Source organism: Enterococcus sp. E5-162 (assembly GCF_035725965.1).
GTDB classification, from domain to species: domain Bacteria; phylum Bacillota; class Bacilli; order Lactobacillales; family Enterococcaceae; genus Enterococcus_B; species Enterococcus_B lactis.
In genome coordinates this window covers 282,053-292,162 of the sequence record NZ_JAPRFV010000002.1, presented here as the reverse complement: position 1 = coordinate 292,162, position 10,110 = coordinate 282,053, and the positions used below count along the sequence as shown (strand labels likewise).

Below are 10,110 nucleotides of genomic sequence, written 5' to 3'. Positions count from 1 at the left end.
AATTGTGGTATATGTTAGAAACAGTTCTCATAATTTCCTTGAATGTTATAAAAGTATCTGTATAATGTTCAGTATATTTTGATGAACGCATATGTAGTCCTCATTTCTTGGGAGTTTTGAGACTACTATATGCGTTTTTTTGTTGATTTACCAACATGTTTAGACATTTTCCTCTAGGAAAAAATTAACTAGCACCACGGGTGTATTTGTTTCTATGTCTACATTATCTTTTTAACAGTATCTATTTTTCTTTTGCAACTTACTTGGCTACCAAAGCAAATAAAAAAGTTATTTATAAATTTCTCCCTACCACTACCTATTGCTATTATTTAAAATAGGGATAATTTTTTCTCTTAAAAAATATCATCACTTATGATACGGCGCCCCCGCGTTGATCCGGAAGGCACGGTAGATTTGCTCGACGAGGATCAGGCGCATCAATTGATGTGGATACGTCATTTTGCCAAAAGAGATCTGAGCATTGCTTCTTTTCATGACGGCTTCGCTGAGTCCTAAAGAACCGCCGATAACAAAAACAAGGTGGCTTTTTCCTTGGATACCTAATTGGTCGATTTGTTTAGCAAAAGATTCGCTTGTGGGATTTTTCCCTTCAATTGCTAAGGCATAGACGTATTCTTGTTCTTTGATTTTCGCTAAGATCCGTTCTCCTTCTTTTTCTTTTACTTGTCTCATTTGCGCTTCGCTTAAATTCTCCGGGGCTTTTTCGTCAGGAACTTCGATCAATTCGATTTTCGCATAGGCATTCAGCCGTTTGACATACTCATTGATACCTTGGATCAAGTATTTTTCTTTTAATTTTCCTACTGAAATAATTTTGATATTCATGTTTTGTCTCCTTTGATCTTCACGCTCACTTTGTTTATTATAATCAATTTTTTCGTCTATATGTTTATTTTGACTATTTTTGTTAAAAAGATTTCCCCAGCAGTTATGCACAACATCCACAGGTTTATCCACAGAAAACAGCGTTGTTTTACCTTATTTCATCACATTCATTAGGCAAACATACGTTTTATAAGAATTTATCCACTTTATACACAGGCTGTGGATATGTTTTATCCCTTATTTTTCCAATCCTATCCGCGTAGTTTTACACAATATCTGTGGAAAAAGAAAATCAAATATTTTCATCTGAAAACAATGATTTTTCCTAAAGTTTTTCATAAAAAGTTCAAAGTCTCAAAGTAGACTAAAGTCAACAAATAAGACTATACTAACAGTAGATAAATGAATGTAATTGGAGGAGGAACACATGGATAGAAAAAATGTGACACCAAAGATGAAAAAAAATAAAAATAATAGCCTCTGGCGTAAGTTGGGTCTGGGGCTTGTTGGAGGGATCGTTGGAGGACTACTGACAGCTGGCATTTTTTATGCAGCGATGGGCACTGGCAACAATAGTTCTACTGCTACAAGCGGCAATCAAAATTCTGCCGGTGAAACAGTTGTGGAAAATGTCAAAGTCAATGTAGATTCTGAGATCACCAAAGCGGTAGATAAAGTTCAAGACGCTGTCGTTTCTGTTATCAACTTACAAAGTCAAAACCAATCAAGCGGTTTTGGCGGATTATTCGGGCAGCAAGAAGAAAGTAGCAGCTCAGATGATAGTAATTTGGAAGCTTATAGTGAAGGAAGCGGCGTAATCTACAAAAAAGACGGGAATACTGCTTATGTAGTCACAAACAATCACGTAGTAGATGGACAGCAAGGTTTGGAAGTCATGATGAAAGACGGTACGAAGGTAAAAGCTGAATTAGTTGGAACAGATGCCTATTCAGATTTAGCGGTGTTGAAGATCAATTCAGACAAAGTCGAAACGGTTGCCTCTTTTGGGGACTCAAGTGCTTTGAAGGTTGGTGAACCTGCGATTGCGATTGGTTCCCCATTAGGATCTGAATATGCGAATTCTGTCACTTCAGGAATCATTTCTTCCTTGAACCGACAAGTAACAAGTACGAATGAATCGAACGAAACAGTCAATATCAATGCGATCCAAACAGATGCAGCGATCAACCCGGGAAATTCTGGTGGTCCTTTAGTGAATATCGAAGGACAAGTTATCGGTATCAACTCAAGTAAGATCGCAAGTACTTCTGAATCGACTTCTAATGTAAGCGTAGAAGGAATGGGATTTGCCATCCCAAGTAACGATGTAGTGAATATCATCAACCAACTGGAAAAAGACGGAAAAGTGACACGTCCAGCTCTAGGTATCACAATGGTCGACTTATCTGCCGTTTCTACTCAGCAACAAGAACAAATCTTGAAGATTCCTTCATCTGTAACTAACGGTGTCATCGTGACAAATGTCCAAACAGCTACACCGGCTGAAAAAGCTGGATTGAAACAATACGACGTCATTACTAAGATCGATGACAAAGAAGTTTCTTCTGGTGTAGAACTTCAATCTGCTTTGTATAAGAAAAAAGTGGGAGATTCTGTCAAAATCACTTACTATGAAGGCTCGAAAGAAAAAACAACTACTGTTGAATTGACGATCGATCAATCGGCATTAAAACAAAATCAAAATAGTGAAAATTAATAAAAAAGAGGTTGTGACAAAGACTTGTCACAACCTCTTTATTTTGGAAATACTTCTCCGACTACGGCATCCTCAGGCAATACTAAGATTCCTTTTTTTTCTGGAGCATTTGGCAAATGCAATTCACGAGCAGAACAAATCATTCCATAGCTGTCTACCCCTCGCAAAGTTCCTGGCCAGATCATCATTCCATCTGGCATCATGGCTCCTGGTTTTGCAACGACAACTTTTTGTCCAGCTTCGATATTTGGTGCACCGCAAACGATTTGCAATACTGTCCCATTGTCCACTTCTGTCTCAGTAATCGATAAATGGTCAGAGTCAGGATGCGGGACGCATGTTTTTACATACCCGACAACGATCTTCGGTTCATGATCAGCTTCAAGCTGTTCTTCGAATCCTGCTTCTTTAATCAATCGATTCAATTTCGCTAATTCTTCATCTGTTAAGCTTACTTGGCCGTTCCCTTCAATTGTTAGATGATCGGAGATATGGAAAAAGTTCCAAGCAACAACTTGACCTTGTTCATCTTTGATCCGAGCAACATTCCATTTACGTTCGACAGTGTTTTCTGTTCCTTTATCGTCGGCTATGATAACCATCAAAGTGTCTCCGACGTGTGCTTTGTTATAAGCAAAAATCATGTTCTTTCCTCCATTATCCTTTGCTGAGATTTATCTTAACAAAAAATTGCATTCACTGCATGAGATTTTTTTCATGCTTTATTTCCGAAGAAGCTTCTTCTGGAACACCATTTATTCGTAACAAGGGACTGTGACAAGACTTTTGTCACAGTCCCTTTACTGTTTGATTAAAAAGGTTATACAAGTTCCACTTGCTTAATTACTTGGCTGTTCTTCTTCGTCAGAAACGATCAAGACATCACAAGGTGAATGACGTATGACGTAGCTGGCTACACTTCCTGTCATAAAGCGTTCGACTGCATTTAGTCCAGACTGCCCAACCATGATTAGATCGATTGCATATTTTTTTGGCAATTTGACTGCCATGGATTCACGAACAGAGCCGTATGCAATAATTCCTTCTATATTTGTGTAATCAACAGATTTTCCATATTCTTTACATTCTTCGATCATTTGCTTGGCTGTTTCAGTTTGCTGATCGACTAGATTTTGATCAATAGGAGCATAGCCCATAAAATTATAAAATTGCTGATCGATTACGTTTGCTACATATACTTTCCCATTATTACGGCGAGCCACTTCTACCGCTTTTTTGAAAGCAGCAAGTGCTTGTTCACTACCGTCAATACCTACTAAAATGTTCTTATATTCTTGATTCATCTTGACCCCTCCTAACAGATGTCAGCCTTTTATTACACTTTCTAGGAACGATTCGATTTCCTGTTTTGTTTTACGATCTTTATTCACTAGACGACCTAATTCTTTTCCGTCTTGGATCACGACAAAACTTGGGATACCAAAAATGTTCCATTCAGCGGCTACATCTATGTACTTGTCACGGTCTACTTCAATAAATTGCCAATCAGAAAAGTCATTTTCGATTTCAGGCATTTGCGGTTTGATAAAACGGCAGTCTCCGCACCAGCCGGCAGTAAAGAAAAATACACTTTTTCCAGTTTCTACGTAGCCTGCTAATTCTTCTAAACTATTTGGGATAATCATTCTTTTTCCTCTACTTTCTGTTTATGTATTTTTCAATTAAATTATACACCTTTCTTTCGAACTAACAAACATTGATCCTCTTTTTATAAAAAAAATCTGACAAAAGGTTGCTTTTGCCAGATTTTATAGTTTCACTATCGCGTTATTTCCCGTATACGATCGTGTTCACTGTTGATTTATCTAAACCTTTCAATGTTTGAATCAACATTTCTCGTGCAGCTTCAAAATCGCGAATACTGAACATCGTTTGATGCGTATGGATATAACGTCCCACTACGCCAATCACTGTACTTGGGATTCCTTCATTTTGTGTATGAGCAGCACCTGCATCTGTACCGCCTTTTGAAACAAAGTATTGATAAGGGATGTTGTTTGTTTCAGCGATATCTAGCAAGTACTCACGCAAACGAGGAAGCATGATCAAACCTGGATCTTGGATACGCATCAATGTACCTTCTCCTAAATGTCCGAATGTGCCATTTTTCGTCACTGTGTCATCTGCTGCAGAGCAGTCTACTGCAAAGAACAGATCTGGCTTGAATTTATTGACAGAAGCTTTAGAACCACGCAAGCCTACTTCTTCTTGGACATTTGCGCCTGCAATCAATGTATGACCTAATGTTTCATTTTGTAACGCTTCTAAAGCTTCTAATACCATTGTACAGCCATAGCGGTTGTCCCACGATTTGCTGATGATATTCTTCCCGTTGGCTGTTTTGATCGTTTCAGCGTAAGGAACGATTGTGTCTCCTGGAAGAACACCGTAACTCATTGCCTCTTCTCTTGATTCAAACCCAGCATCGAACAAAATATCTGTTACTTCTACTGATTTTTGTCCGCTTGTTCCTCGTAATAAATGTGGGGGAACGGAAGAAGAAATACATGGATAATTCTTACCAGTAGAGGTTTTAAGTGTAAAACGTTGAGCAGAAACAACGTAAGGGTTCCATCCGCCTAGAGGTACGACTTTAAAAAGCCCGTTTTCTTGGATTTGTGTCAGCATGAATCCGACTTCATCCATATGTGCTGCGACCATTACACGAGGTGCATCCGCTTCTTCATGGTGGCGCAGCCCAAAAATGCCGCCCAAACCATCTAACTGTAACTCATCTACCAGCGGTTCCATATGACTTTCCATATAGGCGCGAACGTCTTGTTCAAAACCGCTTGTTCCTTGTAATTCTGTTAACTCTTTGATTCGTTGAAATGTTTTTTCTTCCATATGCTATTCGTCTAAATTTCAGACTAAACTCCTCTCAGACTTATATTGATCTGCGGATAAAATATGATTTTTTCTGCAGACCGATCGTATTTATTATAGCTTATTTTTTCTGGTAGCGGTTATTTATTTCAAAGAAAATATGAGAGTGTGGTAAAATAAACACAAAGAGTAGCAAGTGAGAAGAAGGAGGTATATCCACATGTATGAAGAAAGCGAATTAAGCTATTTTAAAGGCGGGTTAGCCGTTGGGATCGGTCTAGGATTATTGAGTGGGGTAGCTTCAACGATTTGGTATCATCGCAAAAAAGTGTTATCAGCAGACCAAGTGCTTGAAAATATCAAAACATCTTTTTTAAAAGAAGGCGCAATCGAAGGTGCTTGGATCTCTTTTGAAAAAGAACCTATTCGGAAATTCGCCGTTCGGTCGAGCGCTTATCGGGGTGGGCTTTCCCGGATAGAAGATGGCGAAACTGTTTATTATGAATTTTTAGCAGATGCTCATACAGGAACCGTATTAGACATTTCAAGAAAAAAGGGCGCAATAGATTAATACGTCAAAAAAATGAAATAACGAATACGCACCCACTATCTAAAAGAGAGGTATCCTATCCTTCTTTTATAGTGGGTGATTTTTTAGACAGGTCTTTTTAAACACATATTCCAGTATTTTCTTTTTAAATAAATGATATTTAGCGGGAAAAAACTAGCATTTACTTTGATTATGAGGTATTTTTAATTCAGCTTTTGTTTTCTATAGTTAAGGAGAGTGAAAAATGGAACAACAAGAAAAAATTGCTGTTCTGATTCCTTGTTACAATGAGGAAGCAACAATTTCAACAGTCATTGCAGACTTTAAACGAGAATTACCAGAAGCAGATATTTATGTCTATGATAATAATTCGACCGATCGAACATACGAATTGGCCGTTCAAGGTGGAGCAATCGTAAAGAAAGAACCACGTCAAGGAAAAGGGAATGTGATCCGTCAAATGTTCTTTGATATTGATGCCGATTATTATTTGATGGTAGATGGCGATGACACTTATCCCGCCGAAGCTGTACATGGTTTGCTTGAGAAATTACGTTCTGGCGAAGCAGATATGGTCATTGGCGATCGTCTATCAAATGGAACCTACTTTGATGAGAATAAGCGTCCTTTCCATGATTTTGGAAATAACCTTGTTAGAAATACAATTACTAGAATGTATAAAACAAAAATTCTTGATGTTATGACCGGCTATCGAGGGTTCAATCGAATTTTTGTCAAAAGCTTCCCTATTATGAGTTCTGGTTTTCAAATCGAAACGGAATTGACGATCCATGCTCTAGATAAAAAATTCAAGTTCGTTGAGATCCCAATCGAATATCGGGACCGACCAGAAGGCAGCATATCAAAATTGAATACATTCTCTGACGGATTCAAAGTGATCATGATGATCATCAAAATGTGCAAAGATTATAAACCTTTGCTTTTCTTTGGGATCTGGACCATCTTCTTCTTTTTATTTGGATTGGTCACGGGGATTCCTGTGATTCGTGAATATATGTTGACAAGCTTCATTACACGCATCCCTTCTGCGATTTTAAGTACTGGATTGATGACTTTAGCCCTTCTTTCATTAGTAACAGGACTGATTTTGGATACGGTCGTCACGAACGCAAAGAAAGAGTACGAGTTGAATCTATATCATGTGTATCATGAATACCATAGTAGAAAATAAAAAAAGGATCAAGGCTGCAAAGATAATTTGCAATTCTTGATCCTTTTTTAATTAATTATTTCGCCAAACGGTAGATGGCATCTGCATAGATTGCTGTTGCTCTGAACAAGTCATCAAGACTCATAAATTCGTTTGCTTGGTGCATTGTATCAGTATATCCTGGGAACATCGCTCCATAAGCAACGCCACGTTTCAACAGACGTCCGTAAGTTCCGCCACCGATGATTTGTTCGTAGCCTTTTTCTCCAGTGTGGTCTTCATAGACTTGCAATAATGTAGCCACCAAGGGATCATCCATCGGTACGTAATGTGGTTCCATTACGCGAGCACCTCGAGTAACTGTTGCACCTTCTTGACCGACTGTTTGTTCGATATCACTTTGCAATCCGTCTACTGTTACACCTTTTGGAAAACGGAAATTCATATTGATGAAGTTCGCTTCCTCTGTACCATTTTCTTCAAAAGCAAATAGTCCAGCATTCATTGTCAATTTGCCCATTTTTTCATCTTCATAAGCGACTCCTAGTTTTTCTCCATAGAAATCTTCATGGACATAAGCAGCTGCTACATGGATAAATTGTTTAGCAGATCCTAAGAATTCATAGTTATCTAAGAACAATGCCAAGAAAGAACCAGCATTGATACCGGATTGTGGGCTTGCACCATGTGCGCCTTTACCAACTAATTCTATTTTTACATACGTATTGTCTGCTTCAATTGTTCCGCTTACTGGATTGGCTTCGATGAATTGGTAAAATGCTTCTTCCATCGCGATAGCTGCATCTGCACTTGGTACTTGAAGTGCTGCAGTTGCTGTTCCTGGCACCATGTTTTCGCGAAGTCCGGAAACAAAAGATTTCAATACGTAATCTCCTGCATTGTCGCCTTTGAATCGTAAAGCTAAAGAAACATTTCCTTTTTCACCATTGATAATCGGAAATTCAGCATCTGGCGAGAAACCAAAATCTGGTTCTTCTTCATGTTCGAAATAATAAGCCATATCGCCCCAGCCGCTTTCTTCATCACTACCGACTACGAAACGTACTTTTTTCGATAGTTTCAAGTCAAGTTCTTTAATGATTTTCATCGCATAGTAAGCTGCCATACTTGGGCCTTTGTCATCACTTGATCCGCGTGCAAAGATCTTTCCATCCTTGATCACTGGTTCATAAGGATCTGTGTCCCAGCCATCTCCTGCAGGAACGACATCCATGTGTCCAAATATCCCTAGTGTTTCGTCTCCTTCGCCAAGATCAATATGCCCTGCATAGTTATCGACATTTTTTACTTTAAATCCATCACGTTCACCATAAGCTAACATATGTTTCAATGCGTCGCGAGGTCCAGGTCCAAATGGTGCATCTGGTGTTACTTTTGAGTCGTCTCGCTCGCTGTTGACACGTAAAAGATTTTTTAAGTCTTCAAGCAAGTCTTCTTTACGTGCTTCTACTTCTTTTTGCCAATCAATTGTCATAAAGTTAATCCTCCACTTATTTAAGTCTTCGTGTTCATGATACCACAAATTACAGAAAAAAATAGTTCAAAAAATCTGACAATTCCTTTTCTTATCTGTTTTTCTCTAAAAAAAATATACGTTATAATGAGTAAAAGGAGGTTTTTTGATGCTGATAGACGAACAACTAGTGAAAAGAGTCATCACACCTCGTCCAAAAATTTCACATAAAGGAACATTTGGACGTGTCGTTTTGATTGGCGGCAATGAACAATACGGCGGAGCAATCATCATGAGTGCTTTAGCTGCCGTACACAGTGGAGCAGGTCTCACAACAGTAGTAACGGATGAAAAAAATCGGAGTGCCCTTCACAGTCATCTGCCAGAAGCAATGATCGTAGATTGGACGGATACTGACCAGTTTCTTTCCGTGATAAAGCAAGCAGATGTACTCTTGATTGGTCCCGGATTGGGCACTTCTTCCAAGAGTTTGGAACGTTTCAAACAAGTACTAGAAAACCAATTAAAAGAACAATGGCTGGTGATCGATGGCTCTGCTTTAAGTTTACTGGCTGCTAACCATCTTTCGCTACCCTATCCCGAACAAACAGTACTTACACCTCATCAAATGGAGTGGCAACGGTTGAGTGCTCTACCGATACAAGAACAGCAAGATGAAGAAAACAAAAAGAAGCAACAGGAAATCGGTGCTGCGGTCGTTTTGAAAAGTCATGAGACAAAAATTTATGGTCACCAACACTTCTACACCAATCCTTTAGGTTCAGCTGCTATGGCAACAGGCGGAATGGGTGACACTTTAGCAGGGATGATCACAGGGTTCTTGGCCCAATTCCCTCAAAATGACCAAACGATTGCGGCAGCTGTTTATCTTCATAGTTTCATCGGAGACCAGCTAGCAAGAGAACAATATGTCGTTTTGCCGACACAGATCAGCGAAGCACTTCCGAAGTGGATGAATTATTTTTGTAAAAAATCAATGGAAAACGAGGCATGAATCATGGAGAAATTTACAGGTTATGTACGAGAACCTTTTTATTATGAAACAGATCAAATGGGGATTATTCACCATAGCAATTATATCCGTTGGTTTGAAGAGGCTCGGGTAGCCTTATTGGTACATCTAGGGTTTCCCTATAAAAAAATCGAAGAATCTGGAATCATTATCCCCGTTCTGGAAGTAAATTGCAGCTATAAAGAAATGATCCATTACGGAGAAAAAGTGAGCATCCATCCAACTATCCAAAAATATACGGGGACACGTTTGGATTTTAGCTACGAAATTGTGGGAACTGAAGACAAAAAATTAAAAACTATTGGTAGCAGTAAACACTGTTTCTTACTTTCTGATTCGCAACGATTAGTGAAGCTGAGCAAAGTCAATCCGGAGCTAGATCAGTTATTCCAAGCGTACGCTTCTCTGGATAATGCTATTTCTTAATAAAAAACCGTCTAAGCATTTTTCTTGTATTGTGTCGAGTAGTTCG

At 38.8% G+C, this 10,110-nt stretch carries 11 protein-coding genes and 1 pseudogene; 5 read left to right on the top strand and 7 right to left on the bottom strand.

Annotated features, from left to right (window positions below; genetic code table 11):
• Positions 1–91, bottom strand: a pseudogene (locus tag OZZ83_RS03535) (IS982 family transposase); the annotation flags it as partial.
• Between the two features lie 275 nt (positions 92–366).
• Positions 367–846: a 23S rRNA (pseudouridine(1915)-N(3))-methyltransferase RlmH gene (rlmH, locus tag OZZ83_RS03530; RefSeq protein WP_002287841.1), complete on the bottom strand. Its 480-nt coding sequence runs from the start codon at positions 844–846 to the stop codon at positions 367–369.
• A 427-nt stretch (positions 847–1,273) separates the two neighbouring features.
• Here rlmH and OZZ83_RS03525 point away from each other — a divergent pair, with 427 nt between their 5' ends.
• Positions 1,274–2,563 carry a S1C family serine protease gene (locus OZZ83_RS03525; RefSeq protein ID WP_002345452.1) on the top strand — a complete coding sequence of 430 codons (1,290 nt, stop codon included), beginning with the start codon at positions 1,274–1,276 and terminating at the stop codon, positions 2,561–2,563.
• A 38-nt stretch (positions 2,564–2,601) separates the two neighbouring features.
• Here OZZ83_RS03525 and ytpR read toward each other — a convergent pair whose 3' ends face one another.
• The 4 genes from ytpR to pepA form a co-directional block, all read right to left on the bottom strand.
• Positions 2,602–3,207: a YtpR family tRNA-binding protein gene (ytpR, locus tag OZZ83_RS03520; RefSeq protein ID WP_002309709.1), complete on the bottom strand. Its 606-nt coding sequence runs from the start codon at positions 3,205–3,207 to the stop codon at positions 2,602–2,604.
• A 195-nt stretch (positions 3,208–3,402) separates the two neighbouring features.
• Positions 3,403–3,867, bottom strand: coding sequence for a universal stress protein (locus OZZ83_RS03515; RefSeq protein WP_002292633.1), 465 nt, complete (start codon positions 3,865–3,867; stop codon positions 3,403–3,405).
• 21 nt (positions 3,868–3,888) lie between these two features.
• The gene (locus tag OZZ83_RS03510; protein WP_002292632.1) at positions 3,889–4,209 is read right to left on the bottom strand and encodes a thioredoxin family protein; all 321 of its coding nucleotides are present in this window, start codon (positions 4,207–4,209) and stop codon (positions 3,889–3,891) included.
• Positions 4,210–4,351: 142 nt separating this feature from the next.
• Positions 4,352–5,431 (bottom strand): glutamyl aminopeptidase, encoded by a 1,080-nt coding sequence (gene pepA / locus OZZ83_RS03505; protein ID WP_002294156.1) that lies wholly within the window; start codon positions 5,429–5,431, stop codon positions 4,352–4,354.
• A gap of 199 nt (positions 5,432–5,630) precedes the next feature.
• Here pepA and OZZ83_RS03500 point away from each other — a divergent pair, with 199 nt between their 5' ends.
• Positions 5,631–5,981 (top strand): PepSY domain-containing protein, encoded by a 351-nt coding sequence (locus OZZ83_RS03500; RefSeq protein WP_002309710.1) that lies wholly within the window; start codon positions 5,631–5,633, stop codon positions 5,979–5,981.
• Between the two features lie 223 nt (positions 5,982–6,204).
• Entirely contained in the window at positions 6,205–7,152 is a 948-nt protein-coding gene (locus OZZ83_RS03495; protein ID WP_002309711.1) for a glycosyltransferase family 2 protein, read from the top strand.
• Between the two features lie 55 nt (positions 7,153–7,207).
• Here OZZ83_RS03495 and pepV read toward each other — a convergent pair whose 3' ends face one another.
• Complete coding sequence (gene pepV / locus OZZ83_RS03490) at positions 7,208–8,626, bottom strand: dipeptidase PepV (protein ID WP_002294157.1); 1,419 nt, start codon at positions 8,624–8,626, stop codon at positions 7,208–7,210.
• Positions 8,627–8,774: 148 nt separating this feature from the next.
• Between pepV and OZZ83_RS03485 the strand changes: the two genes are divergently transcribed.
• Together OZZ83_RS03485 and OZZ83_RS03480 are read left to right on the top strand one after the other, a co-directional pair.
• Positions 8,775–9,620, top strand: a complete 846-nt coding sequence (locus tag OZZ83_RS03485) for an NAD(P)H-hydrate dehydratase (RefSeq protein WP_002345453.1) — start codon at positions 8,775–8,777, stop codon at positions 9,618–9,620.
• A 3-nt stretch (positions 9,621–9,623) separates the two neighbouring features.
• A complete protein-coding gene (locus tag OZZ83_RS03480; RefSeq protein WP_002292625.1) occupies positions 9,624–10,064 on the top strand; it encodes an acyl-CoA thioesterase in 441 nt (146 codons plus the stop codon).
• The last annotated feature ends 46 nt before the right edge of the window (positions 10,065–10,110 follow it).

Excerpts from the sequence above, each read along its gene's own strand:
- OZZ83_RS03480 (WP_002292625.1), top strand. The coding sequence starts at position 9,624 with ATGGAGAAATTTACAGGTTATGTACGAGAACCTTTTTATTATGAAACA.
- OZZ83_RS03495 (WP_002309711.1), top strand. The coding sequence starts at position 6,205 with ATGGAACAACAAGAAAAAATTGCTGTTCTGATTCCTTGTTACAATGAG.
- rlmH (WP_002287841.1), bottom strand. The coding sequence starts at position 846 with ATGAATATCAAAATTATTTCAGTAGGAAAATTAAAAGAAAAATACTTG.
- OZZ83_RS03525 (WP_002345452.1), top strand. The coding sequence starts at position 1,274 with ATGGATAGAAAAAATGTGACACCAAAGATGAAAAAAAATAAAAATAAT.
- pepV (WP_002294157.1), bottom strand. The coding sequence starts at position 8,626 with ATGACAATTGATTGGCAAAAAGAAGTAGAAGCACGTAAAGAAGACTTG.
- OZZ83_RS03500 (WP_002309710.1), top strand. The coding sequence starts at position 5,631 with ATGTATGAAGAAAGCGAATTAAGCTATTTTAAAGGCGGGTTAGCCGTT.
- pepA (WP_002294156.1), bottom strand. The coding sequence starts at position 5,431 with ATGGAAGAAAAAACATTTCAACGAATCAAAGAGTTAACAGAATTACAA.
- OZZ83_RS03510 (WP_002292632.1), bottom strand. The coding sequence starts at position 4,209 with ATGATTATCCCAAATAGTTTAGAAGAATTAGCAGGCTACGTAGAAACT.
- OZZ83_RS03485 (WP_002345453.1), top strand. The coding sequence starts at position 8,775 with ATGCTGATAGACGAACAACTAGTGAAAAGAGTCATCACACCTCGTCCA.
- OZZ83_RS03515 (WP_002292633.1), bottom strand. The coding sequence starts at position 3,867 with ATGAATCAAGAATATAAGAACATTTTAGTAGGTATTGACGGTAGTGAA.
- ytpR (WP_002309709.1), bottom strand. The coding sequence starts at position 3,207 with ATGATTTTTGCTTATAACAAAGCACACGTCGGAGACACTTTGATGGTT.